Genomic DNA, 26,135 nt, shown 5'->3' with positions numbered 1-26,135 from the left:
GCCCGCTGACCCTTTCATTTTATTCACCATTTTACTGACGCATGAAAAGACTGGTCCATCTTCGCCACTATCGCGCCCTGCTACGCCGTCTGTTTATCGCGGTATTCCTCGGTATCTGCGCCGCGTTGGTAGTGTGGCTGTTCCACCGCGCCATGCTGGGATTGGAGTGGTTGCTGCTCGATCACGAGGACGGCAGTCTGGTGGCCGCCGCCGCCGCGTTACCGGCCTGGCGACGCGCTTTGACGCCGGCACTGGGCGGGCTGGGAGCCGGCCTGCTGCTGTGGATGTATCAACGTTACCGTCATCAGCGCCCGGCCGCGCCCACCGACTATATGGAAGCGATTGAAACCGGTGACGGTCGGTTGGACGTCAGCGCCAGTCTGGTTAAGTGTCTGGCCTCGCTGCTGGTGGTTTCCAGCGGCAGCGCCATCGGCCGCGAAGGCGCAATGATCCTGCTGGCGGCGCTGGTGGGGTCGGTGTTTGCCCAGCGCTTTACGCGCGAGAAAGAGTGGAAGCTGTGGGTGGCCTGCGGCGCGGCGGCCGGTATGGCCAGTGCCTATCACGCGCCGTTGGCGGGCAGCCTGTTCATTGCCGAAATTCTTTTCGGCACCCTGATGCTCGCCTCGCTTGGCCCGGTAGTGATTGCCGCCGTCAGTGCACTGTTGGTGACCAATCTGTTGAACGGCGGTCAGGCGCCACTGTATCTGGTTGCACCGCTACCGTCACCGTGGCCGGTGCAATATCTGCTGATGGCATTGCTTGGCGTGTTGGCAGGCGTTTGCGGCCCACTGTTTTTATCGGCGATGTCGGCCAGCGGGCGGGCTTTTCGCTCTTTGCGCCTGACGCCGCCGCTGCAATTGGCGCTCGGCGGGCTGATCGTCGGTCTGCTTTCGCTGCTGTTCCCCGAAGTCTGGGGCAATGGTTACAGCGTGGTGCAAGCATTGCTCAGCGCGCCTCCGGGTGTACTGCTGGTGGCGGCCATTCTGATCTGTAAATTATTGGCGGTGTTGGCCAGCAGCGGCTCCGGCGCACCTGGCGGCGTCTTTACCCCGACGCTGTTCGTCGGTGCAGCGCTCGGCTCGGCGATCGGCCAGATATGCGCCCTGTGGCCGGAACTGGGCAGCGCGATCCCGCTCCTGATGGCGTTGACCGGCATGGCGACCCTACTGGCCGCCACCACCCATGCGCCGATAATGGCCGCGCTGATGGTGTTTGAAATGACCGGAGAATACACCTTGCTGCCCGGCATTTTGCTGTCTTGCGTCATCGCCACCACCATTTCGCGTGGCCTGCGTTCGGTTTCGGTCTACCACAATGCCTAACGATCCAGCAGGGTCGAAATGTCCAGATAGTGCGCCAGATCGCGCTGTTCCGGACGCGGCAGATACGGTATTTCGCCCAGCATCGGTGCCGGGATACGCTGTTGCAACGCATCGATGGTTTCGGCGTAATGCGCCAGCCCAGGGTTAATGCGGTTGGCAACCCAGCCCAACAGCGGCAGACCGTCATTGATAATCGACTGCGCCGTCAGCAATGCATGGCTGACGCAGCCGAGCTTGATGCCAACCACCAACACCACCGGTAGCTGTTCCTGTACCACCCATTCGGCATAGGGCCGCAGGTCGCTCATCAGCACCCGCCAGCCGCCGCTACCTTCCACCACCACGGTTTCAGCCTTGTCGGCCAAATGGTGCAAACCGCTGCTCATTACGCCGTAATTGATATCGTCGCTGGCATGAACGTGAAACACTTCATCCGGACAGGTGATGGGGTTGATTTCTTGATAACTCAGCGGCACGCTGGAAGAAGCCTGCAAAACCAAAGCGTCTTTATTGCGCATGCCTTCGCTGGTTTCGTAACATCCCGCCGCAATCGGCTTGTACCCCACCGCAGTACGACCCTGTGCGGCAAATGCCTGCAACAGAGCGCGGGAAATCACGGTCTTACCGACATCGGTATCCGTACCTGTAACAAATAAACGCTTTAACATGACTGGATTGCCCCGGAATGCTCCGTTAAACCAAATATCGCCCTATAGGCGGAGAGTGTCGAACGGGAAAATTCTAGGGGATGCCGGGCCGGGATGGCTTGAGGTAGCGCAATATTTTGTCGTTAAAGAATAAGAATCACTGATATGACCGGCCAAGCCTCAGCCTTGCAACAGCTTGACCAACAGCGAACCGTTGTACAGCGCTTCTTTCACCAGCGCCGCGCCGGGCATGGTGCCCTGATTGAAAAACTGGGTGGATTCCACTTGAAGATGTTGACTGTAGATCGGCAGCGACTGCTGGTTAATGCATGATGCAATCGCCGGATGCAGAATTTCTGCTGCTCGATTGAGCGGCGAGCCGACCAGGATCTTTTCCGGGTTGAACAGGTTGACCATAATCGCCAGAATGCGCCCGACGCTGTGGCCCACGCCAAGGATGATGTCTTTCGCCAGTTGGTCACCGGCCAAGGCGGCATCGCACAGAGATTCAACGCTCAGCGGCGCGTTGTGCAGCGTCGACGTCATCGAGGCGCTCAGGCGTTGCTGGGCGATGTCCAGCATGTTTTCAACGCTGGCCACGGTTTCCAGGCAACCGTGGTTGCCGCAATAACACCGTTTGCCGTAGGGATCGACCTGCGTATGGCCGATTTCCACCACTCGCTGACTACCGGAATGCAACACCCGCCCACCGGTGATCACTCCGGCACCGACGTTATGGTCGATCACCACCTGAATCACGTTTTGATTACCGCGAGAGGCGCCATACAACGCCTCGGCCATGGTCCAGGCGCAGATGTCATGTTGCAGAAATACCGGCAAACCGGTGCGGGACGCCAGTGCCGGGCCGAGCGGCATATCTTCGACCTGGTAAAACGGCATGCGGTGCACAATGCCATTAGCAACGTCGATCATGCCCGGCAATGTAATGGCGATGGCGGTCAAACGTTCAAGACGTTGCTGATGACGAATAAAGAACCGATCGACTTCGGCAACGATGCGTGTCAGTAGCGGTTCCGGGTGGTCCGCCGCCAGCGGAAGCTGCTCTTCGACCACCAGTTTGCTGCTGATATCACGCAGCGCCAGCGTAATGCTGCCGCGACTGATACGCGCGGAAAGATAATGCCAGGCCTCGGTATCCAGCACCAACCCCACCGCTGGACGGCCGCGGCTGCCCACTTCCTGGAACTCGGTTTCCTTGACCAGATGCGCTTCCAGCAGTTCACGCACGATTTTGGTGATACTGGCTGGCGCCAGTTGGGCACGTTTTGACAGTTCGATACGCGAAATCGGCCCGAGCTGATCGATCAATCGATACACTGCCCCTGCATTTATTTGCTTTATCTGATCAATATGCCCAGGCTGCCCATCAGCAATCACGCCCCTGCTCCTACAATTTTTCGCGCTTCTAAATAAAGACTATGGGCTATGGTGGGGCTTTTGTAATACAGCGTCAACTATTTGATTCGTTATGTGATTCGCTGCACAAATTCGCCGGTATTTGATGCAGATTCGCCTTTTATTTGCGCTGATACGCGTCTTTTGCCGACGGCGCCAATAGTAAACTCATCAGCGATTTCGCGGCGGCAGTCAATGGCCGCTGGCGGTGATTTACCAACCACACTTCGGTGAGTGCATCCGGCTCTGCCAACGGCAGGTAGCTGACGCCATCAAGTTTGACGCGACCAAACGACGCCGGCAGGATCGAAATGCCCAGCCCGGCGGAAACCAGCCCGATGATGGTCATCGCTTCACCAACCTCCTGCGTAATGTAAGGGGTGATGCCGGCTCGCTCCAGCAACAGCAGCGTTTCGTCATACAGCGCGGTACCCACCTCGCGGGAGAAAAAAACAAACGGTTCATCTGCCAAATGCGCAAAGCGCAACGTACCGGGGGCCAGATAGGTCAAGGGATGCCCTTCCGGCACCACTGCCAGCATCGGCTCTTGCAGCAGCAGTTGATGCTGCAACGCCTCCGGCAACCTGGTGTTGCGCATCACGCCCAGATCCAGTTCACCGTTCAGCAGCGGTTCCAACTGTTGTTTGGTGTTGATTTCGCGCATTTTGATGTGCACATCCGGATGATGCAGGCGAAAAGCCCGTAAGTTGCGCGATACCTGGCTGATAAACGGCGCCGATGAGGTAAAACCAATGGTCAGCTCACCGATCTCTCCCCGTTCTAGCCGCGCCGCTTTTTCCGCTGCGCGATTGACCTGATCGACCACCTGCCAGGCTTCCTTGAGAAACATTTCGCCGGCCTGCGTCAGGCTGACATTGCGATTATTGCGCGCCAACAGCCGTGCGCCGACCATCTCTTCCAGCGCCTGAATCTGTTGGCTCAAGGGCGGTTGCGAGATGCGCAGCCGCTGTGCCGCACGGCCAAAATGCAGTTCTTCTGCGACGGCAATAAAATAGCGCAGATGACGAAGCTCAATATTCATATGTTTAACGTCTTAATTGGAATTATTAATATATTAGACAAAAAACTGGCTTCTCCCTATGATTTTATAAAGCAACGATATGCTTGTTTAATCACCCGATCCCCGGTAAGGAATATCTGTGAACACCCCGATGCGTTCAGCGGCCGATACGCCGTCGACGCGGGCCGCCAACGATCCGCTGGCGGCCACTGCGCCTAAAAAACAATCCTCTTCATTGAATAAACGCCCTTATATCGAACGCGGTACGCCGCAATTCATGCGCGTCACGTTGGCGCTGTTTTCTGCCGGGCTGGCCACCTTTGCCCTGCTGTATTGCGTGCAGCCAATCCTGCCGGTGCTGTCACAGGATTTTGGCGTGTCGCCGGCACAAAGCAGCCTGTCATTGTCCTTTTCTACCGGTTTGTTGGCGATTGGCCTGTTATTTACCGGCCCGCTGTCCGACGCCATCGGCCGTAAATCGGTGATGGTAACCTCGCTGCTGCTGGCGGCGGTTTGCACGCTGATCTGCGCATTTATGACCAGTTGGCACGGCATTCTGCTGATGCGCGCGCTGATCGGCCTTTCCCTGAGCGGCCTTGCCGCCGTTGGCATGACTTACCTGAGTGAAGAGATCCACCCCAGCTTCGTGGCGTTCTCGATGGGACTGTATATCAGTGGCAATTCGATCGGCGGCATGAGCGGCCGCCTGGTCACCGGCGTATTAACCGACTTCTTTTCCTGGCGCATTTCACTGGCGGTGATCGGTTTGTTCGCGCTGATTGCGGCGTTTGTATTTTGGCGTATCCTGCCGGCATCAAGGCACTTTCGCGCCAGTTCGCTGCGGCCGCGAACTCTGATGATCAATTTCAAACTGCATTGGCATGACCGCGGCCTGCCATTACTGTTTGCCGAAGGTTTTCTGCTGATGGGCAGCTTTGTCACCATGTTCAACTACATTGGTTACCGCTTGCTGGCCGATCCCTATCATCTTAGCCAGGCGATTGTCGGTTTATTGTCGGTGGTTTACCTCACCGGTTCTTACAGCTCGCCGAAGGCCGGCGCCATGACGTCTCGTTTCGGTCGCGGGCCGGTGCTGCTGTTTGCCATTTTGATTATGCTGACCGGGATTATTATTACTCTCCTGGCGCCGGTCACACTGATTTTCATCGGCATGATGCTGTTCACCGGCGGGTTCTTTGCCGCGCATTCGGTCGCCAGCAGCTGGATCGGCCGCCGCGCGCGGCGTGCCAAAGGACAAGCCTCCTCACTCTATCTGTTCTGCTATTATGCCGGTTCCAGCGTTGCCGGCACGCTGGGCGGCGTATTTTGGCACAGCTTCGGCTGGACTGGCGTCGTCGTCTTTATCAGCGTCATGCTGTTGCTGGCGCTGTGGGTGGTACGAGCGCTGAAACAGTTGCCAGAAGCGGCACGCCTGTAATCCTCAACTCAGGCGCGGCGAGCTGTCGCGCCTGTATCCCCTGCCTGACCCGGACTGCTGTTAGCTATCATGCCCCACCGTTGCTGATGTTGCCTCCTCGGTTATCCTGCCCTACAATGTATGTTGTAACTAAAATGCGAGATTGCGATGAGCAAATACGATCTGATTGGCCGGATGAACCAATGCTTTAACCAGCTCGAAGCCGAACTGGGGCAACTCCAGCAGCAAATTCTGCCGTTGCGGCTACTAGCGGCACGGGTATTCAGCCTGCCGGAGATCGCCAAAGGCAACGAGCATCAGCCGATTGAACAGATCGCCGTGCAGCAGCACCTCGGCCAGGCGGCGCGCGATCTGGCGCTGGAACATTATCAACGCCTGTTTATTCACCATAACAAGCAGCACGTCAGCAGCAAGGCGGCAGTACGTCTGCCCGGCGTGATTTGCCTGGCGGTTGAGCGGCCACAGTCTCTGGCGTTGCAACAGCAGGTGCAGCAAATCAATCAGTTGAAAGCACAACTGGAGCACATTATTACCGTGGAATCCGGCCTGGCGCCGGAACAGCGCTTTGACTTCGTGCACACCCACCTGCATGGCCTGATTACCCTGAGCGCCTACCGTGCCATCACCCTGCTGACCAACCCTGATTCGGTACGCTTTGGCTGGGCCAACAAGCACATCATCAAGCACGTCAAACGTGACGATATCCTGCAGACGCTGGAAAAAAGCCTGAAGGCCGGCCGCGCGGTGCCGCCGTATAACCGCCAGCAGTGGGCCGAACTGGTGAGCCGGGAAATTGATGACGTTAGCCGCCTGCCGCAGGCGGCCACCTTGAAAATCAAGCGACCGGTCAAGGTGCAGCCCATCGCTCGCGTATGGTATCAGCAACAGCAAAAGCAGGTGCAACACCCCTGCCCGCTGCCGCTGATGGCGCTGTGTCAGGTTGACAGCGGCGCGCAGGTGCCAAAGATTGGCGAGTTGCTTGACTATGATGCCAGCGCGGTGAAGCATAAATACAAGCCGCAGGCCAAACCGCTGCGCCTACTGGTGAAACGGCTGCATCTGTATACCGACGCGCCTAGCGATTAAGGGTATATACCCGCAGACGATGCCCGTCAGGATCGCATGCCATAAAGCAGTAGCCGAACGCCATTTGCCGCGGCGTCTGGCAAATCTCGAATTGCCAGTCACGCCACTGACGGTATAAAGCATCAACCTGCTCTGACTGCTCGCACAAAAATCCCAGTTCGCCGCCCCCGGCGTTGGCGGTGGGCTCCGGCTGCACGTCGTGTTTCGACCACAAGGCCAGCTTGAAGCCGTTGTCGGTCACCCAGAGGGCAAAGGTAGCGGAGAGTTCTACCGGCGCCGCTCCGAGCAACCGGCTGTAAAACTGCGCGCTCGATTCTGGTTGGTCGACATAAAGAATGGTGATGCCTGGTGCGATCATGATTAGCTCCTGGTAATGAAGAACCTCGACAGGTTCCGATGACCACAGCCTAGTCGCCCGTACTGTCAGTTTTTGTCAGTAGCCTCGCCAATGCCGGTACTTTCCCGCCACAGTTTAATCAACGCCCGGCGACCGCGCGGGTAGCGTTGCGCCAGGGGAGAAATGGCGCCGATACGATCGAGACGAAAATGGCGCAGCGCCTGACGCAGCTCGCACCAGGCCAGCAACACCTGCACCTGTTCAAAATAGCCGAGAGCAAACGGCCACAGACGTCGCTGCGTAACCGCACCAGCGGCATCCTGGTAGGTAATGTCGATCTTGCATTCGCTACGGATGGTGTCGCGTATCGTCGAGCGCAACGCGTCGGACACCGGCACGCTCTCCACCGGGCCAATCAGTAGCGTGTTGGCTTCCAGTTCTTCGCGCAGCGCGGCGGGCAGCACTGCGGCAATTTTTGCCAACGCCCGATCTGCCGCAGTGGCCAGTTGGCTGTCGCCACGACGCGTCACCCAGCGCATCCCCAATACCAGCGCTTCAATTTCCTGGGTTGAAAACATCAGCGGTGGCAACATGAATCCCGGCCGCAACACATAGCCGATGCCCACTTCGCCGACGATCTCGGCACCCTGCTGCTGTAAGGTGGCGATATCGCGATACAGCGTACGCATACTGATACCCAGCCGTTGCGCCAGCGCGTGTCCGGCAAGCGGATAACGATGCTGACGCAGGATCTGCATCAGTTCCAACAGCCGTTGAGTGCGTGACATAACGCGATTTTCCTCATAAAAAAGGGCCTACCTGCGTAAGCCCCAGCGCTGACCAACGGGTAGCGCTTATTTCTTCATGCTGCCAACCATATCTTCCGGCCGAACCCATTCGTCAAACTGCTGTTCCGTCAGATAGCCCAGCTTCAGCGCCGACGCCTTCAGCGTCAACCCCTGCTTGTGCGCCTGCTTGGCGATTTCCGCCGCCTTGTCGTAGCCGATATGGGTATTCAGCGCGGTAACCAACATCAGCGATTCATTCAGCAACTGCGAGATACGATCGCGATTCGGTTCGATGCCCACCGCACAATGCGCATTGAAGCCGTTGATACCGTCCGCCAGCAGGCGAATCGATTGCAGATAGTTATGGATCACCATCGGGCGGAATACGTTCAGCTCAAAGTTGCCGGAGGCGCCGCCAATATTCAGCGCCACATCGTTGCCCAGCACCTGCGCGCAGAGCATGGTCATCGCCTCACACTGCGTCGGGTTGACCTTGCCCGGCATGATCGAACTGCCCGGCTCGTTTTCCGGAATGGCGATTTCACCGATACCACAGCGCGGACCGGACGCCAGCCAGCGCACATCGTTGGCGATCTTCATCATCGACGCCGCCAGCCCCTTCAGCGCGCCGTGGCCATGCACCAGCGCGTCGCAGGTGGCCAGCGCTTCGAACTTGTTCGGTGCCGTCACGAACGGCTGGCCGGTTGAGTCCGCCAACGCTTTTGCTACCCGCACCGCGTATTCCGGGTGGGTATTCAGACCGGTGCCGACCGCGGTGCCGCCCAGCGCCAGTTCACACAGGTGCGGTACGCTGGCCTCGATATGGCGCAGACTGTGTTGCAACATTGCCACCCAACCGGAAATTTCCTGTCCCAACGTCAGCGGCGTAGCATCCTGCAAATGAGTACGGCCGATTTTCACGATGTCACTAAAGGCGTCGGCTTTTTCGTTCAGCGTCTGGTGCAGCCGCTGCAGTTCGGGGATCAGGTGCTGGCGCAGCGCGATCACCGCCGCCACGTGCATGGCGGTCGGGAAAACGTCATTAGAACTCTGGCTTTTATTGACGTCGTCGTTCGGATGCACCAGACGCCCTTCGCCACGCTCGCCGCCCAGCAACTCACTGGCGCGGTTGGCTAACACTTCGTTGATGTTCATGTTGGTCTGGGTGCCGGAACCGGTTTGCCAGACCGACAACGGGAATTCGTTGGCGTGCTTATCCGCCAGCACTTCATCTGCCGCCTGAATAATCGCCTTGCCCCGCTCCGCCGGCAGCAGGCCAAGATCGACATTGACGCTGGCGGCCGCGCGCTTGGTCAGCGCCAGCGCGTGGATCAGCGCGGTCGGCATTTTTTCGCTGGAAATACGGAAGTGTTCGAGGGAGCGCTGCGTTTGTGCCCCCCACAACCGATCGGCCGGTACTTCGATGGGGCCCATAGAGTCTTTTTCAATACGAATGGCTGCCATCACTGTCTCCTTAGCACAATTCCTAAAAGTAAGATGTCCACGCCGCTACGGCGCGAACCTGTTTACAGGCACATCCAGTATAGTGACATAATAACTATTCGCATTAAGAGTCTGCGTTTATCCCTGCCAGCCCCGGTTTCGCCTGACGGCAAACAGAGGATAGCGCCAAACCGCCCGCCGCGCGCTGGGTAGCGAGGTGGCGATACGCCCACTGTCAAGGATAATGACATTTTTAGATTTCTCCGCTTGCAAGCACCCTCGGTGCATTGTTTACTTGGCGGTAATTCCTTTATAAAGCAGGTAGTAATCATGCAAAAAATGACCAATGCGGTGCAAAATTACGCATGGGGTAGCCACGAGGCACTAACCAAACTGTACGGCATCGCCAATCCGCAAGGAAAACCGATGGCAGAACTGTGGATGGGCGCTCATCCCAAAAGCAGTTCTCAAGTGCCTGACGCCAATGGCGATCTGCGTTCATTGCGCGACGTGATTAATCAGGATCAGCCAAAGCAGCTCGGACAGGACGTCGCCACTCGCTTTGGTGAACTGCCGTTTCTGTTCAAAGTGCTGTGCGCCGATCAGCCACTGTCGATTCAGGTCCACCCAAGCAAATCCGCGGCAGAAGTGGGTTATGCCCGCGAAAACGCCACCGGTATCCCACTTGACGCCGCCGAGCGCAATTACAAGGATCCCAACCACAAGCCGGAATTGGTGTTCGCCCTCACGCCGTTCCTGGCGATGAACGGCTTCCGTGAACTGGCCGACATCGTTGCGTTACTGCAACCGATCGCCGGCGCGCATCACGACATCGCCGCGTTCTTGCAACAGCCGGATACCGAACGCCTGGCTAAACTGTTTGCCAGCCTGCTCGGCATGAGCGGCGAACAGAAATCCCTGGCGCTCGGCGTGCTGAAGGCGGCGTTGAATAACCAACAGGGCGAACCGTGGGACACGGTACGCTTTATTGCCGGTTTCTATCCGGAAGACAGCGGCCTGTTCTCCCCACTGCTGCTCAACGTGGTAAAACTGGCTCCGGGCGAAGCGATGTTCCTGTACGCAGAAACCCCACACGCCTATCTGCAAGGCGTTGCGCTGGAGGTAATGGCCAACTCGGACAACGTACTGCGCGCCGGTCTGACGCCGAAGTTCATTGATATCCCCGAACTGCTGGCCAACCTGCAATTCCGCCCACAGCCGGCGTCCGGTTTGCTGACACAGCCGGAAAAGCGTGGCGATGAGCTGTTCTTCCCCATCCCGGTAGAAGATTTCGCCTTCTCGCTGCATGACCTTTCCAGCAGCGCGCAAAGCCTGGCACAACGGAGCGCGGCCATCGTGTTCTGCGTTGAGGGTGAAGCCCGTCTGGAGAAACAGGGCCAGCAGATTACGCTACATCCGGGCGAGTCCTGCTTTATCGGCGCGTTTGAATCGCCGGTCAGCGTCAGCGGCAGCGGCCGTATCGCTCGGGTCTACAATCAACTGTCATAACGCCGCGCACTACTGAACCGCGCAAGCCGTGGCACCGTGCCGCAGCTTGCGCGATATGAGTATAAAGTTCAGTAAATTAGTTGCTATAGTGCCGGGGTTACCGTCACAATTAAACGCCTGCGGGCGTTTTTTGTTGGCCCAATTTGCCTCCCCATCTGCCAGCGTCGGATGGTTTATGAAAGGATGATAGAACGATGAAAAAATCATTAGTCGCCGTTGGCGTCATTGTGGTTCTAGGCGCAGCATGGACTGGGGCTTCATGGTATACCGGCAAACTTATCGAACAGCGGATGGGCGAAGTGGTGGCCAACGCCAACACCCAATTGAAAGCCTATCTGCCAAAAGCCGGCGTCAAGCTGGGTTACGAAAACTACCAGCGCGGGCTGTTCAGCAGCCAGGTGCGTTACGTATTGCGTGCTGACGGCACTATCAGCGGCGACGATGCCGCGCTACAGCCGGGCGACGAACTGGCATTCCTGGAAACCATCGATCACGGTCCCTTCCCGTTCGCCCAATTGAAGAAGTTCAATCTGATACCAAGCATGGCGTCGGTGCATACCGAACTGGAAAACACCCCGGCGGCCAAAACCCTGTTTGACATCACCAAAGGCAAATCGCTGTTCAGCGCCGATTCGCGCATTGCTTATAACGGCGATACCTCCAGCGCCATCGAGGTGATCCCGGTCGACTACCAGAAAAACGGTTCTTCACTGAAGTTCTCCGGCGCAACCATCAATGCCGACATTGCCCGCGATCTGAAAGCAATACAGCTCGACGGCAGCAGCGACAGCGCGGTGATTACCGGCCCGAACCAGTTTGGCCAGAACGAGCAGGTTTCCCTACAGGGTCTGAGTCTGAAAACCGATACCCACGCCGGCAAGTTCGATCTTAGCCTGGGCAACCAGACGCTGGCGGTGAAGCAGTTGAAAGTGACGGTAGACCAGAAAGACACCCTGACGCTGGACGGTTTCAACCTGGCGAGCCAGTTTGGCGAAACCGACAGCAACCTGAACGGCCAGATTGACTACACCATGGACGCACTGAAAATTCAGGATCGCGATTTTGGTGCCGGCAAATTGTCGCTGAAGATCGACAAGCTGGACGCGCAGTCGCTGAAGGAATTCGCCGACCGCTACAACCAGCAGGTCATGGCCATGATGCAGCAGGGAGAAACAATGGACGCCGAGGCCTATCAGCAGCAGACCACGGAAATCCTGATGCAAAACCTGCCATTGCTGCTTAAAGGCAATCCGACCATCAGCATCGCGCCGCTGAGCTGGAAAAACGCCAAAGGCGAAAGTACCTTTACGCTGAATCTGGATCTGCTTGATCCGGCCAAGGCCGGCACACCGGCTGAATCTGTCGATCAGCTGCTGTCCCGTTCGGTGAAGAAACTGGATGCCAATCTGAGTATTCCAGTACCAATGGCGATGGAAACCACCGCGCAAACCGCCATGCTGCAAGGCTACAACGCCGAAGAGGCGCAAAAACTGGCGCAGCAGCAAGTGCAAGGCCTGGCGGCGATGGGCCAGATGTTCAAGCTGACCACCATGAAGGACAACGTGATCGGCACCCGCTTCCACTACGCCGACAATCAGGTTGATCTGAACGGTAACAAAATGAGCCTGCAGGAGTTCCTTGGCCTGTTCGGCATGCTGGCCGGTCCGGCAGAGCAAGGCGTTCCGCCTGCCCCGGCACCCATGCCGGCTCCGGTGCCTGCACCGGCGCAATAACGCTGTTATCAGGGGCGCATCTAGCGCCCCTTTTGCTGCGCAGGCAGGCAGCTCAGACCCGGTACACCGCATCGCGGATCTCGCCCGGATATATTCCACTCATGCCCTCATACGCCGTATTGGTCAACGCCACCACGCTCAGCGCCGCTTGTTGATCGCAGAACCAGCTGTGGCCGTAGGCTCCGCCCCATTGCAGCGTGCCGTTGCGCTGCGGCGTCGCCGCCAAGGCCGCATCCAGCAATAATGCCCCGCCAAAGCCAAACCCCCAACCCGGCCCTTGCGTTTCCGCCGCCGCGCTGACGTGCGGCTGATGCATCAGCGCTACCGTTTCCGCACGCAGGAAACCACCTGCGCCGTGGCGCATCGCCTCCACCATTTTCAGCACATCATCGGCGCTGCCGACCATGCCGGCGCCGCCGGAAGGATAAGCGTCGGCGTCCAGCGCGCGCGATGGCGCGAAATCGATCTGGTAGCCGAACTCCGGCGGCAGCGTTAACTGCAAACCGTCGTACATCGGTTCCGGTCGCGTGGCGCCGTTATAATAGGCCGTCGCCAAATTGTCGGCGTTGGCGCTGCTGAACCCGGTAGCACGCAGACCGAGCGGCTGCGCCACCAACTGCTCAAACAGCTGCGGCAACGGCTGGTCGGCGAGCTGTTCTAGCACCGCCCCCAGTACGTCAATCGACAGCGAGTAATTGAATGTGCTGCCCGGTTCAGCGATCAACGGCGCGTCCGCCAGCCGACGCAGATTCTGCTGCAGCGTGCCGCTGGCGCATTCCAGTCCGTCCTGGATCCCCAGGCGATGATACGGTTGCGACGGCAGCTGCTTGAAACGGTAATCCAGGCCGGCGCTATGCGTCAGTAATTGCCGCAGGGTTATCGGCGGTATCCGTCCGTCGGCCAGCGCCGGCGTAAACCATGGCAACCAGCGGCTGACCGCATCATCCAATTGCAGCTTGCCTTGCTCCAGCAGGCGCATTGCCGCCAGCGTAATAAAGGGTTTGGATACCGAAGCCAGTCTGAATTGCGTAGCGCGGCGCATCGGTTTGCGCCACTCGCGGTCGGCATCTCCGCCCGTTTCGGCGCAGATCAGCTCGCCATCGTGCGCCACCAACACCACGCTACCGACGATCCTTTCCTGCTCTATTGCCCGCTGTATCACTGCCTGCACACGCTTTGCTACTGACTGATTCACTGCTGACATGTTCTGCTACTCCAATATTTGTGAGTAAAATCAGTCTAAAGCGTTCATTGTGAAATAAAATAGGCTAAAATTTAATGCACCATTAAGGCAGGGTTAACGATAATGAGTTCACTGTTGCAGCTTTTGCCCTTTTTCGAAGCGGTCGCCCGGCTTGGCAGTTTTACCCATGCAGCCCGGCAACTGGGCGTCACGCCGCCGGCGGTATCACAGAATATCCAGACCCTGGAAACCCGGTTGGGCATTCGCCTGTTCAACCGCACCAGTCGTTCGGTGCGGCTGAGTGACGAGGGCAAGCTGTTCTATCAGAGCGTGGCACCGGCGATGAGCCAGATCGATGTCGCGGCCGAAAATATCCGTGCGCTGCGCAGTCGCCCGTCGGGGCATTTGCGCATCACCCTACCGCAGTTGGCCGCTTCGCTGCTGGTGATGCCGTTTTTGACCGAATTCCACGCACGCTATCCGGAAATCCAGCTGGAGCTGTTTACCGACGATCGCTTCGCCGATCTGGTCCTGGACCATTTTGACGCGGGCATCCGCATGCATGCGGTACTGCAAAAGGACATGATCGCCGTGCCGATCGACAATGGCCAGCAACGGGTGATCGTCGCCGCACCACACTATCTGGCGCAGCATGGCATGCCGACCACGCCGGAGGCGTTGCGCCAGCATAACTGCCTGCGCTATCGCTTCCCCGGCAGCGGCAAGCTCGAACCGTGGTTTTTGACCCACGGTGGCCAGCATTTGGCACTGGAGGTGAGCGGCTCGATGATTTTTAATGAGGATCTGCTGCTGAAGGCGGCCGCGCTGGCCGGGCTGGGGCTGACGCAGCGTTTTCGCGGTACGGTAGAACCAGAGCTGGCCAGTGGACGACTGGTTGAAGTGATGGCAGATCACGCCAGCGACGCCGCCGGCTTCTTTATCTATTTCCCTGCCCGTCGGCACATGCCGCTAAAGTTGCGGGTCTTTATCGATTTCATGCAACAACAACGCCAGAACGCCCAACGCGCCAAGACGCTTAAACCGAACCGCGCGGGATCAGGCTCGGCGGCAGAATGACGTCCTGCGGCGGCAGATCCCGCTGCTGGATGCGTTGCAGCAGTCGCGACGCCGCGCTGCGCCCCACTTCACGTGCGGAACTGGAAACCAGGGTCAGCGGCGGCTGCGTTAACGCCGCTTCGGGCACATCGCCGAAACCAATCAACGCCACCTGCTGGCCATAAAAGCTGTCCATCCCCTCAGAGCCGATGCCACGCCCGCTTCGCACGATGCCGAAGTAGGCACCGAGTGCCACCGAGGCTTTATGACAGACCAATGCGCTGATGTTCGGATATTGTCGCAATAGCTGCTCCGCCGCCTGCGCCGCCGCCTGCTGTTGGCAATCGCATTCGACTATCCATTCGGAACGAAACGGTAAACCGTACTGCACCAGGGTGGCGCAAAAGCCGCCAAGCCGTTCTGCGCGGGTCAGCGAGTCACTTTGGCCGCCGAGATAGGCAATCTGACTATGGCCGCGCTTAATCAGCAGTTCGGTGGCCATTTTTGCCGCCTGCATGTTATCCGGCCGTACCACGTCCACGCCTTCCAGACCGTTGGAGCGCGCGGCACACACCAGCGGCACCCCCTGTTCTTCGGCCTTCTCGCGCAAACCGCTGACCGAACGCAGGCCGCCGGCCAATACCATGCCGTCAACGCCGTGTTGCAGCAAGGTGTCAAAACAGCGCATCAGCCCCTGCCCCTCGCGGCCGCTTTGGGTCAGAAACAGCACTTTGCCGTTGGCCTCCAGCACTTCGCTCAGCCCGGCGGTCATTTCCGCATAAAACGGCTCGCAAATGTCACGCAAGATCAGGCCAATCACCCCAGAATCGCCGCCGCGCAGCGTTGCCGCCTGGCGATTGCGTACGTAGCCAAGCAGTTCGATCGCCCGATTGACCCGCTCCACGGTAGTGGCCGAAATGCGCCCTTTGCCGCTGAGAACCAGCGACACCGTAGTGACAGAAACGCCCGCCTGTAGCGCGACATCGGTGATGGTGATCTTTTTAATTGTTTTAACCTCGGTGCAATGAAAGCGCCGCGGTAGCGGCACGGCAAATGTTATACCGAATGTCGTTATTCAGTAAAACGTTTTACTTTCTAACCTATTGTTGCGGTAAAACCTGCATGCAAATTGTGATAAACGGCGCATTTTTCATAGGTAAAACGTTTTATCTTATTTTTACCTTACATCGGTACATTCCTTTTTTGTTCGCCTTTTCGCCAGGAGTTCCCGTTTATGCCAGCGGCTAAAAAACCAAAAATCACGCTTTGGGAGTTTTTCCAAAGTCTGGGCAAAACCTTTATGTTGCCCGTCGCGCTCCTCTCTTTCTGCGGCATCATGCTGGGGATCGGCAGCTCACTGAGCAGTCGCGATGTCATTACCCTGCTGCCGTTCCTCGGCCAGCCGATTTTCCAGTTACTGTTCACCTGGATGAGCAAGGTCGGCTCGTTTGCCTTTAGCTTTCTGCCGGTGATGTTCGCCATTGCCATCCCGCTCGGCATGGCGCGCGAGAATAAAGGCGTCGCGGCCTTCTCCGGCTTCGTCGGCTTTGCGGTACTGAATCTGGCGACCAATTTCTATCTCACCAGCGCCGGTATCTTGCCCACCGTCGATCCGGCGGTGCTGAAGGCCAATAATATCCAGAACATTCTCGGTATTCAGTCGATCGATACCGGTATTCTCGGCGCGGTGATCGTCGGTATTATCGTCTATTTGCTGCACGAGCGTTTTAACACCATCCGTTTGCCGGACGCGCTGGCATTCTTCGGCGGTACGCGTTTTGTGCCGATCGTCACCACCGTGGTGCTCGGACTGTGTGGATTGGTGATCCCGCTGATTTGGCCGTGGTTTGCCGCCGGCATCAATGGCCTCGGCTGGGTGATCAACGGCGCCGGCGCCTTTGGCCCGATGATTTTCGGCACTGGCGAACGCCTGCTGTTGCCGTTTGGCTTACACCATATTCTGGTGGCGCTGATCCGCTTTAGCGAAGCGGGCGGTACCCTGGATGTCTGTGGCCACAGCGTCAGCGGCGCGTTGACCATTTTCCAGGCGCAACTCTCCTGCCCGACCACCCACGGCTTTGCGGAAAGCGCCACGCGCTTCCTGTCACAAGGTAAAATGCCGGCGTTTCTCGGCGGTCTGCCGGGGGCGGCACTGGCGATGTATCACTGCGCCAAGCCAGAAAATCGGCATAAGATCAAAGGACTGCTGATTTCTGGCGTGGTAGCCTGCGTGGTAGGCGGCACCACCGAACCGATCGAATTCCTGTTCCTGTTTGTCGCGCCATTCCTGTATCTGATCCACGCCATTCTCACCGGGCTGGGCTTCACCGTGATGGCGCTGCTGGGGGTCACCATCGGTAATACCGACGGTAATGTCATTGATTTCGTGGTATTTGGCATATTGCACGGCACCGCCACCAAATGGTATCTGGTACCGCTGGTCGCCGCCGTCTGGTTTGCCGCCTACTACGCCATTTTCCGCTTTTCCATTCTGCGCTTTAATATCAAAACACCGGGTCGCGAGAATGACAGTCCGCTGGCCTCTGGCACGCCTGGCACGGTGGTCGGCAAATCCGGCTATAACGTACCGGCCATTCTGGCGGCGCTGGGTGGCGGCGAGAATATCGTCTCGCTGGATAACTGCATCACCCGTCTGCGCCTGTCGGTCAACGACATGAGCAAGGTTGACGACGCCGCGCTGAAGGCCAACCGCGCCATTGGCGTGGTACATCTGAACGAACATAATCTGCAAGTGGTTATCGGGCCGCAGGTGCAATCGGTGAAGGATGAATTAGACTCACTGATAAGTCGTACCCCCCCCGTTACGCCATTGCAGGGAGCGTCTCATGTTTGATTTTTCTACCCCTATCGATCGCCACGGCACCTGGTGCACCCAATGGGATTACATTGCCGACCGCTTTGGTGCCGCCGATTTACTGCCGTTCACTATTTCGGATATGGACTTTGCTACCGCTCCCTGCATTCTGGATGCCTTGCAGCAGCGTTTACAGCACGGCGTACTGGGCTACAGCCGTTGGCAACATGAAGATTTTCTTGGCGCGGTGCGCCATTGGTATCAGCAGCGTTTCCAGACACCGATCGACACGGCAATGGCGGTATACGGCCCGTCGGTGATTTACATGGCGGCGCAGCTGATCCGCCAATGGTCGGCGCCAGGCGAGTGCGTGGTCACCCATACGCCGGCCTATGACGCCTTTTACAAAGTGGTGCTGGGCAATCAGCGCCAACTGTTACCCTGCCCGCTGCAAAAGGTGGGTAACCAGTGGCGCTGCGATATGGCACATCTGGAAGCGCTACTGGCACGACCGCAAACCCGCATCCTGTTGCTGTGCAGCCCGCATAACCCTACCGGCAAAGTGTGGAGCGTCGACGAACTGCAGCAGATGGCAGAATTGTGCGAACGTCATCAGGTGCGGGTGATCAGCGACGAAATCCATATGGACATGACCTGGGACTCGCAGCCGCATGTGCCATGGAGCCAGGTGGCCACTACGCCATGGGCGCTGCTGACATCCGCGTCGAAAAGCTTCAATATTCCGGCCTTGACCGGGGCATTCGGTTTTATCAGCGACGACGCGTCGCGTGAAAGCTATCTGCAGACGCTGAAGGGCCGCGACGGACTCTCGTCCCCGGCGGTGTTGGCGGTGGTGGCGCATATTGCCGCCTATCGTCACGGCGCGCCGTGGCTGGATCAACTGCGCGACTATCTGCACGCCAACCTGCATTATGTCGCGCAGCGGTTGAATCAGGCCTTTCCCCAGCTCGACTGGCAGCCACCGCAGGCTACCTATCTGGCCTGGATCGATCTGCGGCCGCTGAATATTGACGATCGTGAATTGCAGCAGGTGCTGATCGAACGCGAAAAGGTGGCGATCATGCCGGGCTTTACCTACGGCGAAGAGGGGCGCGGTTTTGTGCGCTTGAACGTTGGCTGTCCACGCAGCAAGCTGGATGCCGGCCTTGACCGACTGATTGCCGGCCTGAAATTCACCCTGGGCGACCGCTAATGCACCACGGCAGGCCTGCGCCTGCCGTTCGTTTCACTCGGCGTCGGGAAGGTCTTCCAGCCGGTAATAGACCTGCAATCCCAGCGCATTCGCCACTTCGATATCCTTATCGGCCCCGCGCGACGCTCCTTCAATGCGGTAAATGCCCTGACAGCGCCCAATCAGCCGATGGGCAACCGGATACAGATAAGCTTCGCCGATCTCATCCCCCAACTGCTGCGACCCTGCCGCTGCCGCCAGTGGCAACGCCAGCCATTCGCCAATCACCGGCAGATGCCCACGCTGATATACCGCCAGCGCCGCCTGTTCCAGGCGGTGCAGATTGGCAGCAATTTTTTCTGCATCACCGTCAGTGCCGCTACGGTAAGGGCCAGCGATCAAAATCTGTTGTACCGTCATTCTTCGTTCTCCTGAATCGGGTTAAGCGCAATGTATTGCAGTAACATGATGGTTTTGGCGTCGACGATGACCCCCTGACGGATGGCCAGCAACGCGTCATCCAGCGTCATTTCCAGTACATCCAGGTCTTCACCCTCGGCGACAACTCCACCGCCGGCATGGACGCGGTCGGATGCCTGATATTCGCCAATAAAGAAATGCAGTTTTTCGGTCACCGAACCGGGGCTCATGTAAGCTTCGAACACTTTCTGCACCTTTTGCACGATATAGCCGGTTTCTTCTTCGGCTTCTGCACGAATGCGCTGTTCCGGCGACGCATTGTCCAACAGGCCTGCCGCCGCTTCGATCAACATGCCATCATGACCGTTGACGAACGCCGGATAGCGAAATTGCCGCGTCAGAATCACCGTTTTGGCCTGGCGATTAAGCAGCAGGATCACCGCGCCATCGCCGCGGTCATAGGTTTCACGGCTTTGCCGTTGCCAACTGCCATCACGGCGCAGAAAATCAAAGGTGGTTTTTTTCAGTAGATACCAATCGTCCGACAGCACCTGTGTGCTGATGATGCGGACGCGATCCTGGGTGGCGATCATTGATCGGCTCCTAAAGTCAGTGGATAAGCATTGATACTAACGTGCAGTTTCGTGTATTATCAAGATAATTCGTGCAGATTAAGTCAACGGGGTTTTATGCTCACCAGCCAACGCAAAAAATTGATCCTCGAAAAACTCGCGCAAGAGGGCCAGGTGCTGGCCAAACAGCTAAGCGAGATGTTTGGGTTGTCAGAAGACACTATCCGGCGGGATTTACGCGAGCTGGACAGCGAAGGTTTGCTGCAACGGGTCCACGGCGGCGCGCTACCGGTATCGTCGGCCATTGCGCCATTTGCCGAACGTAATACGCTGGAATCGACGGCAAAGCGCGCCATTGCCGGCGCCGCTGCCGCCATGATCCTGCCAGGCCAGGTGGCTATCGTCGATGGCGGCACCACGTCGGCGGCGCTGGTAAAGCAACTGCCAGCCTCGTTACATGCCACTATTGTAACCCACAGCCCCAGCGTGGCGGTCGATCTGGTGGAACATCCCCATATCGAGGTGATCCTGATCGGTGGCAGGCTGTTCAAACATTCGATTGTCAGCGTTGGCGCCGCCGCCGTTGAGGCAATGTCGCACATTCGGGCCGATATCTACTTTATGGGCGTCACCGGCGTGCACCCGACTGCCGGCCTTAGCACCGGCGATCTGGAAGAGGCCTACATCAAACGTGCCCTGGCGGCACGCGCCGCGGAGACCGTGGTCCTTGCGTCCGCCGCCAAGCTGAATGCCGCATCGCAGTATGCCATCGGCGACGTTACCCTGGCGCAAACCATCATTGTCGAACATGCCACCGACGACGCGCTGATCGCGCCTTTGCAACAGGCTGGCGTCAGCGTAATCAAGGCCTGACCTCTCCCCCTCTGGCTGCATGTCGTGGGGGCAAAACTGCCCCCAGCGGCGTCGCGACCTGATAACGCCCCAAGAAAATGCGATGAAAATCACATTTACGCCAAGTTTTTACCGCCTGCCGATCGGCATTTGCGGCCTTTCCCTGCCCTTGGTCATCATATTGACACAACCATTTGAATTTCAAAAACAAACCGCTGAGTCGGTCGTTTATCGCTAATGGCGACTTTGTGAGTTACTTCGCAAAAAATAACCACTGACCACGGCAGTCAAGGTTATTGGCAACTATTTTTGTGATTATTTTGTGATGTCTATTGCAAATTTTACCCACACCAAAATTGAACAATGAGCTCACGGAAACCAACGGGAGTCATTGAGATGAAAATCGGTGTGGTGATAAGTGGCGGTGATGTTACAGGCATCAATAACTTTATTTTCCAGATTGCCAATCTGACGCAGGCGGAAATCGTGTTGTTTAACGGAGGTATTCCCGGCTTGCTTGAACATCGCCATCAATCGATTAGCCATCGCGATCTGATTGATTATGCCATTAACGCGCTACCGATTATTTCCTCTGGGCGCACGGCAAGGAAATTGTCCAGCGTAGAATACGAAAAAATCGCCAGACAACTCAAATCTCTGCATATCGATGTGCTTATTATGGCGGGCGGTGATGGATCGCTACAGTTCTTAAATACCCTGAGCGAATTTGGCATTAATTGCTTCGGCGTTGGCATGACGATCGATAATGACGTTTTCGGCAGTCATTATACCATTGGCTTTTCCACCGCCTGTGAGCAAATATTGAAAGAGGTCGCCAAATTGCGTAATACCGGCCGTGCGTTACCGGGTCGGGTGTTTATGCTCGAACTGCTGGGTGGCTACTGCGGTGAATTAACTCTGCAATCGGCGATTAAATCCAACGCCGATTTTGCGTTGATCCCCGAGTGCCAACGGTCATTAAGCAGCCTGGCGGAAAAAATAAAGCTGCGGCTTGAACGGCAAAACAGCGTCATCATTTTATGTTCGGAGGGCTATACAAAAGAATATTCACCAGGTTTTCAAGGAGCTATCGATACCATGATTGCCCAGTTGGAACCACGTATCGGCGTTCGTATTCGTAAAACCATTGTCGGTTACGGGCTGCGCAATGGCGAGCCTACCTGCGAAGAAATTTATCAGGGCACCCTGATGGCAAGCGAGGTGGTGCGTTGTATTCAATCCGGGATGAGAAACAAAGCCGTCATTATCAATGCCAGTAATCAGGCTATTCCAATTGATTTGATCAGCATGAAGAAACGGCTGGTTGATCTCGAAGGGCACCATTACAAACTGGCCAAACAGTTAAATATCATTTGAGGAGAATATCCATGTTAAAAATACTCTGTGTATGCGGCTGTGGTTTGGGTTCAAGTTTTGCCATTGAAATGAGTGCCAGGGCGGTGCTTAAAAAACTGGATATTGATGCGGATATTGATCACACCACAATTTCCGAAGCCAGCGCCTTTAGATCCGATATTATTCTGACGCAAAAAACTTTTGCCGACATCCTGAATGCCGATGCCAGTGATGAAGAGAAAAAACGGGTCATTATTCTTAACAAGCTGACGGACAAGACCGAGATTGAACAGAAGATCGTCGCCTTTCTGAAAGAACGTAATATGCAAGGGACCCCATCATGAACAGCGTGATAGATTTCATTGTCAGAGACCTGCTCGGGCAGGCGTCGATATTAATTGCCTTTATTGCCATGCTGGGATTATTGCTGCAAAAAAAATCCACCGGCAAAGTGGCAGAAGGCACCTTCAAGACGTTATTGGGTTTTTTAATCATGATGGCCGGCATTAATATTATTGTCGACACCCTCACCTACCTGAACAGTATTTTCACCCACGGTTTCGGCATGACCGGTTATATCACCGACGTGGCGGCGATCGCCGGTCTGGCCAACCGTGAGCTGGGATCGGAGGTCGCACTGACGCTGATGGTGATCTTTGCCGTAAACATTCTGATCGCCCGCCTCACGCCGTTCAAATACATCTTCCTTACCGGACAGGCGATGCTGTGGATGGCCACCATTGGCGCGGTAATCGGCTACAAGGCCGGGTTGAGCGGATTGCCGCTGATCCTTACCGGCGGCATCTTCGGCGGCATCATGGCGGTAGTGATGCCGGCGCTGGCACAGCCGGCGGTGCGCAGGATCACTGGCTCCGACGAGGTGGCGCTGGGGCATTTCTGCACCATCGGCTATCTGGTGCAGGCGGCGGTGGCCAAGGTGGTCGGCAAGGGCTCGCGTTCCACCGAAGATCTGCAATTGCCGGACAACTTCAAATTCCTGCAAGACACCTACCTATCGATGGCGGTCGTGATGATCCCGATGTACCTGATCCCGGCGCTGGCGGCCGGCCCACAGTATATCGCGCAGTTTGCCAACGGCATGAATTACCTAATGTATTCCTTCATGCAGGCGATTCAGTTTGTCGCCGGGGTGTTCATTCTGTACAGCGGCGTGCGGTTACTGCTCAACGAACTGGTACCGGCGTTTCGCGGCATCGCCATGCGCATCGTACCGGATGCCAAACCGGCGCTCGACTGCCCGGTGCTGTTCCCCTACGCCCCCAACGCGGTGATCGTCGGCTTCCTGGCGACCACCCTTGGCTCGGTGATCGGCATGATCGTCTTCCCGATGTTTGGTCTGGCGATGATCCTGCCGGGACTGCTGACCAACTTCTTTGCCGGCGGCACCGCCGGGATCTTTGGCAACGCGCTGGGCGGTCGGCGCGGAGCGATGATCGGCGGCGTGGTGCATGGCCTGTTCATCACCTTCCTGCCGGCGATTCTGGTGCCGATGCTGGAAAGCTACGGCTTCGTCGGCGTGACCTTCAGCGATTCCGATGTCATCAGCAGTGGTTTGGTACTGGGCCATGCCTTGCAGAACAACTGGCTGTTTGTCGCGCTGTTCATTGCTTTTGTCACGCTTCTGGCGTGGTTCGTCAACGGTAAATCAACCAAGCATCATGAGGAAAAAATCCATGAAACTCTATAACTTCCCCGAGCTGTCGCAGGTAGCCAAAGCGCGTGGCTTCAAGGCACTCGGCTCGTTTAACCTGCACTGTCTGGAGATGCTGCCGGCCTTTTTCCGCGCGGCCAAACAGACCAACAGTCCGTTGATGATCCAGATTTCCACCGGTACCGCCGACTATCTCGGCCACAAATTGCTGGTTGACGCCGTCAGCTCGCTGGCGGCCAGCGAACAGGTACCGACCTGTCTGCACCTCGACCACTGTTCGGATCCGTTGGCCATTCGTACGGCAATCGACGCCGGTTTCAGTTCGGTGATGTACGACGGCTCGCACCTCAATATTGAAGAAAATATTGCCAATACCCGGCTGGTGATCGCTATCGCCCATCCGCGCGGTGTGTCGGTGGAGGCGGAACTGGGGGCCATTGGCGGTGCCGAAGACGGCAAGATGGTGGCAGCAGAAGACATCAGCTTTACCACCGTCGAAGATGCCAAACGGTTTGTTGACGAAACCGGCGTCGACATGCTGGCCGTGTCGGTCGGCACGGTGCATGGCCTGTATACCGGCAAGGCGCAGCTCCAGCATCGGCGTTTGGCGGAAATCACCGCGGCCACCGGCACCCCGCTGGTATTGCATGGTGGCACCGGCGTCAGCGATGAAGATATGCGACTGGCAGTGGCTGGCGGCATCGAAAAGGTCAACGTTGGCACCGAAATGAACGTGCAGTGGGTCGGTCGCTGCAAGGAGATGTTTGAAAAAGGCAAAGTCAGCGACAGCGTGCGCAAATTCCTGATCCCGGCCAACGACGCGGTCACCCAGGTATTAGCCGAAAAGATCGGTTTATTTAAATAAACGCCGTTTTATTCTCACCTATCAATATCAACCCTGGCGCCCCGGCGCGAGTCGGGGCTGGAGACGATGATGTTTGAATTTATTAAACGCCGTCGGCAGGAAAATCCTGTCGATGCGGCAGATAACCACGCCGAGGCCGCGCGAGCCGCGGAAACTATTGCCCAATGGGAACAGCGGTTGGCAAATAATCCGCAGGACGGCGAAATACAAAAGCAATTAATGCTGGAATATAACCGGGCGCTGAAAATATATGCCAAAAGCAAACGACATCGCGACCAGCTTGATTTACTGTTTGTCAAAATCGACGAACTGCGCAATATCACAAGGAAGACCATCTGAGGGGAATTTATGTCGATAAAACAATTGCTGATCGAAGCAAATGCCATTCAGGTCGGGGTGCAGGAAGATGACTGGCAACGGGTGATTGCCCTGGCGGCACAGCCGCTGGTCAATCAGGGATATATTCACGAGTCCTATTATAAAGCAGTGATTGACAACACGCTGACTCACGGCGCGTATTACGTTTTTGACGAAGGGATCGCCATTCCCCACGCGCGGCCGGAATGCGGCGTAATTAAAAACTGCTTCAGTCTGGTATTGCTCGAACAGCCGATTGCCTTTGGCGATGGTGAAAAGGCCGATATCGTTATTCTCTTCGGCGCTACCGACGGTCAGGGACATATTCAGGACGGCATTCGCGCCATCGTCGAATTACTGGATAATCCACGGGTCATGCAACAACTGCGCGCAGCAAAACAATGGCAAGAAGTGGTGGATATATTATGAAACAGACACTCGGCACGGTTGGCGAAAAAACCGTTATTTTGGTCAACGGCGTACCCGCATCAGGCAAAAGCAGCGTCGCCGTGCGACTGTCGCACCATTTTGCCTTGCCCTACCTGACCGTCGACGGTATCAAAGAGCCATTTATGCACTGTTTTCCCCAGGTCGACCGCCAGCTTAACCGCCAACTGGGGCGCGCAGCCTATCAGGCGATTTGGGCAATCGTCGCCCAGGCGTCGGCGCAGTGCGTGTACGTTATTGACGCCTGGTTTGGTTTTCAACCGAAAGATGACCTTCGCCGTTATCTGCAACAGGCCGGCGTCACGCAGGTGGTGGAGATCTGGAACCAGATTTCCCCTGAACTGGCAGTGGCGCGATACGCCGCACGGCTGCATCAGCGCGCCAAGGGACACCCCGGCGCAGAATATCTGCCGGAATTGCGTGAGTTGGCCGAACGGGCTGCGCCGATGGCGCTGGGACCGGTGCTACGGGTCGATCAGTCTCAGCCGCTGGATATGCCACAGATTATCGCCTGGCTGCAAAATACGCTGAGCGCCAGCACAGACTCACGCAGCAGCGCCGCGTTCGCTGCCAGCGGTCAATCCTACCGCCTGGCGTCACGCTGAGCG

General features: G+C 57.1%; 27 protein-coding genes. 17 read left to right on the top strand and 10 right to left on the bottom strand.

Translation table 11 applies throughout. From position 1 onward, the window contains the following. Positions 1–41 precede the first annotated feature (41 nt). Positions 42–1,322, top strand: a complete 1,281-nt coding sequence (gene clcB / locus ACCC84_RS04435) for a voltage-gated ClC-type chloride channel ClcB (RefSeq protein WP_004963233.1) — start codon at positions 42–44, stop codon at positions 1,320–1,322. On the opposite strand, the gene bioD is transcribed toward clcB, so the two are convergent. The 3 genes from bioD to ACCC84_RS04420 form a co-directional block, all read right to left on the bottom strand. Beyond that, positions 1,319–1,990, bottom strand: coding sequence for a dethiobiotin synthase (bioD, locus tag ACCC84_RS04430; RefSeq protein WP_004963235.1), 672 nt, complete (start codon positions 1,988–1,990; stop codon positions 1,319–1,321). The two genes, clcB and bioD, sit on opposite strands and share 4 nt — an antisense overlap. A 159-nt stretch (positions 1,991–2,149) precedes the next feature. Continuing rightward, a complete protein-coding gene (gene mlc / locus ACCC84_RS04425) occupies positions 2,150–3,367 on the bottom strand; it encodes a sugar metabolism global transcriptional regulator Mlc (protein WP_004963238.1) in 1,218 nt (405 codons plus the stop codon). A 139-nt stretch (positions 3,368–3,506) separates the two neighbouring features. Next, entirely contained in the window at positions 3,507–4,427 is a 921-nt protein-coding gene (locus ACCC84_RS04420) for a LysR family transcriptional regulator (protein ID WP_004963241.1), read from the bottom strand. A 130-nt stretch (positions 4,428–4,557) separates the two neighbouring features. On the opposite strand from ACCC84_RS04420, the gene ACCC84_RS04415 reads away from it, so the two are divergent. Both ACCC84_RS04415 and tus read left to right on the top strand, forming a co-directional pair. Next, positions 4,558–5,844, top strand: a complete 1,287-nt coding sequence (locus ACCC84_RS04415) for an MFS transporter (protein WP_371901663.1) — start codon at positions 4,558–4,560, stop codon at positions 5,842–5,844. 147 nt (positions 5,845–5,991) lie between these two features. Then, the gene (gene tus, locus ACCC84_RS04410) at positions 5,992–6,930 is read left to right on the top strand and encodes a DNA replication terminus site-binding protein (RefSeq protein ID WP_198773126.1); all 939 of its coding nucleotides are present in this window, start codon (positions 5,992–5,994) and stop codon (positions 6,928–6,930) included. On the opposite strand, the gene ACCC84_RS04405 is transcribed toward tus, so the two are convergent. The 3 genes from ACCC84_RS04405 to fumC form a co-directional block, all read right to left on the bottom strand. Next, a complete protein-coding gene (locus ACCC84_RS04405) occupies positions 6,920–7,288 on the bottom strand; it encodes a VOC family protein (protein ID WP_004963250.1) in 369 nt (122 codons plus the stop codon). The two genes, tus and ACCC84_RS04405, sit on opposite strands and share 11 nt — an antisense overlap. 65 nt (positions 7,289–7,353) lie before the next feature. Then, on the bottom strand, positions 7,354–8,055 hold the full coding sequence (locus tag ACCC84_RS04400) for a helix-turn-helix transcriptional regulator (protein WP_371901585.1): 702 nt from the start codon (positions 8,053–8,055) through the stop codon (positions 7,354–7,356). A 66-nt stretch (positions 8,056–8,121) separates the two neighbouring features. Then, a complete protein-coding gene (gene fumC / locus ACCC84_RS04395; protein WP_004963256.1) occupies positions 8,122–9,519 on the bottom strand; it encodes a class II fumarate hydratase in 1,398 nt (465 codons plus the stop codon). 309 nt (positions 9,520–9,828) lie between these two features. Between fumC and manA the strand changes: the two genes are divergently transcribed. Beyond that, complete coding sequence (gene manA / locus ACCC84_RS04390) at positions 9,829–11,007, top strand: mannose-6-phosphate isomerase (protein WP_371901584.1); 1,179 nt, start codon at positions 9,829–9,831, stop codon at positions 11,005–11,007. Positions 11,008–11,201: 194 nt separating this feature from the next. After that, complete coding sequence (locus ACCC84_RS04385; RefSeq protein ID WP_004963262.1) at positions 11,202–12,740, top strand: YdgA family protein; 1,539 nt, start codon at positions 11,202–11,204, stop codon at positions 12,738–12,740. A gap of 52 nt (positions 12,741–12,792) precedes the next feature. On the opposite strand, the gene ACCC84_RS04380 is transcribed toward ACCC84_RS04385, so the two are convergent. Further along, a complete protein-coding gene (locus ACCC84_RS04380; protein WP_198773128.1) occupies positions 12,793–13,944 on the bottom strand; it encodes a serine hydrolase domain-containing protein in 1,152 nt (383 codons plus the stop codon). 102 nt (positions 13,945–14,046) lie between these two features. Between ACCC84_RS04380 and ACCC84_RS04375 the strand changes: the two genes are divergently transcribed. After that, on the top strand, positions 14,047–15,000 hold the full coding sequence (locus ACCC84_RS04375) for a LysR substrate-binding domain-containing protein (protein WP_004963269.1): 954 nt from the start codon (positions 14,047–14,049) through the stop codon (positions 14,998–15,000). Here ACCC84_RS04375 and ACCC84_RS04370 read toward each other — a convergent pair. Beyond that, positions 14,960–16,027: a Mal regulon transcriptional regulator MalI gene (locus ACCC84_RS04370; RefSeq protein WP_198773129.1), complete on the bottom strand. Its 1,068-nt coding sequence runs from the start codon at positions 16,025–16,027 to the stop codon at positions 14,960–14,962. The genes ACCC84_RS04375 and ACCC84_RS04370 overlap by 41 nt on opposite strands. Positions 16,028–16,213: 186 nt before the next feature. On the opposite strand from ACCC84_RS04370, the gene malX reads away from it, so the two are divergent. Together malX and ACCC84_RS04360 are read left to right on the top strand one after the other, a co-directional pair. Further along, positions 16,214–17,833 (top strand): maltose/glucose-specific PTS transporter subunit IIBC, encoded by a 1,620-nt coding sequence (malX, locus tag ACCC84_RS04365; protein WP_273868095.1) that lies wholly within the window; start codon positions 16,214–16,216, stop codon positions 17,831–17,833. After that, positions 17,826–19,007, top strand: coding sequence for a MalY/PatB family protein (locus tag ACCC84_RS04360; protein ID WP_371901583.1), 1,182 nt, complete (start codon positions 17,826–17,828; stop codon positions 19,005–19,007). The genes malX and ACCC84_RS04360 overlap by 8 nt, the downstream gene beginning before the upstream one ends. A gap of 33 nt (positions 19,008–19,040) precedes the next feature. Here ACCC84_RS04360 and ACCC84_RS04355 read toward each other — a convergent pair whose 3' ends face one another. Both ACCC84_RS04355 and ACCC84_RS04350 read right to left on the bottom strand, forming a co-directional pair. Continuing rightward, on the bottom strand, positions 19,041–19,406 hold the full coding sequence (locus ACCC84_RS04355; protein ID WP_004963281.1) for a TIR domain-containing protein: 366 nt from the start codon (positions 19,404–19,406) through the stop codon (positions 19,041–19,043). Further along, on the bottom strand, positions 19,403–19,999 hold the full coding sequence (locus tag ACCC84_RS04350) for an NUDIX hydrolase (protein ID WP_198773132.1): 597 nt from the start codon (positions 19,997–19,999) through the stop codon (positions 19,403–19,405). Before ACCC84_RS04350 ends, ACCC84_RS04355 begins: the two co-directional genes overlap by 4 nt. Positions 20,000–20,095: 96 nt before the next feature. Between ACCC84_RS04350 and ACCC84_RS04345 the strand changes: the two genes are divergently transcribed. The 9 genes from ACCC84_RS04345 to ACCC84_RS04305 all read left to right on the top strand — a co-directional run bounded on the left by ACCC84_RS04345 (position 20,096) and on the right by ACCC84_RS04305 (position 26,132). Beyond that, positions 20,096–20,851: a DeoR/GlpR family DNA-binding transcription regulator gene (locus tag ACCC84_RS04345; RefSeq protein WP_004963286.1), complete on the top strand. Its 756-nt coding sequence runs from the start codon at positions 20,096–20,098 to the stop codon at positions 20,849–20,851. A gap of 82 nt (positions 20,852–20,933) precedes the next feature. Further along, complete coding sequence (locus ACCC84_RS04340; protein ID WP_259341174.1) at positions 20,934–21,068, top strand: hypothetical protein; 135 nt, start codon at positions 20,934–20,936, stop codon at positions 21,066–21,068. Positions 21,069–21,226: 158 nt separating this feature from the next. Continuing rightward, positions 21,227–22,207: a 6-phosphofructokinase gene (locus tag ACCC84_RS04335; protein WP_004963290.1), complete on the top strand. Its 981-nt coding sequence runs from the start codon at positions 21,227–21,229 to the stop codon at positions 22,205–22,207. 11 nt (positions 22,208–22,218) lie between these two features. Then, positions 22,219–22,530, top strand: a complete 312-nt coding sequence (locus tag ACCC84_RS04330) for a PTS sugar transporter subunit IIB (protein ID WP_039992127.1) — start codon at positions 22,219–22,221, stop codon at positions 22,528–22,530. Beyond that, the gene (locus ACCC84_RS04325; RefSeq protein ID WP_004963297.1) at positions 22,527–23,894 is read left to right on the top strand and encodes a PTS sugar transporter subunit IIC; all 1,368 of its coding nucleotides are present in this window, start codon (positions 22,527–22,529) and stop codon (positions 23,892–23,894) included. The genes ACCC84_RS04330 and ACCC84_RS04325 overlap by 4 nt, the downstream gene beginning before the upstream one ends. Further along, positions 23,881–24,723 carry a class II fructose-bisphosphate aldolase gene (locus ACCC84_RS04320; protein WP_198773135.1) on the top strand — a complete coding sequence of 281 codons (843 nt, stop codon included), beginning with the start codon at positions 23,881–23,883 and terminating at the stop codon, positions 24,721–24,723. Before ACCC84_RS04325 ends, ACCC84_RS04320 begins: the two co-directional genes overlap by 14 nt. 69 nt (positions 24,724–24,792) lie before the next feature. Continuing rightward, positions 24,793–25,062 carry a hypothetical protein gene (locus tag ACCC84_RS04315; protein WP_039992129.1) on the top strand — a complete coding sequence of 90 codons (270 nt, stop codon included), beginning with the start codon at positions 24,793–24,795 and terminating at the stop codon, positions 25,060–25,062. Between the two features lie 9 nt (positions 25,063–25,071). Then, positions 25,072–25,509: a PTS sugar transporter subunit IIA gene (locus ACCC84_RS04310; protein WP_004963303.1), complete on the top strand. Its 438-nt coding sequence runs from the start codon at positions 25,072–25,074 to the stop codon at positions 25,507–25,509. Continuing rightward, positions 25,506–26,132: a P-loop nucleotide/nucleoside kinase family protein gene (locus ACCC84_RS04305; protein WP_273868080.1), complete on the top strand. Its 627-nt coding sequence runs from the start codon at positions 25,506–25,508 to the stop codon at positions 26,130–26,132. The genes ACCC84_RS04310 and ACCC84_RS04305 overlap by 4 nt, the downstream gene beginning before the upstream one ends. Positions 26,133–26,135: the final 3 nt, after the last annotated feature.

Origin of the sequence: Serratia odorifera (assembly GCF_041448735.1) — a bacterium.
GTDB lineage: Bacteria > Pseudomonadota > Gammaproteobacteria > Enterobacterales > Enterobacteriaceae > Serratia_F > Serratia_F odorifera.
This window is presented reverse-complemented; position numbering and strand designations above follow the sequence as displayed.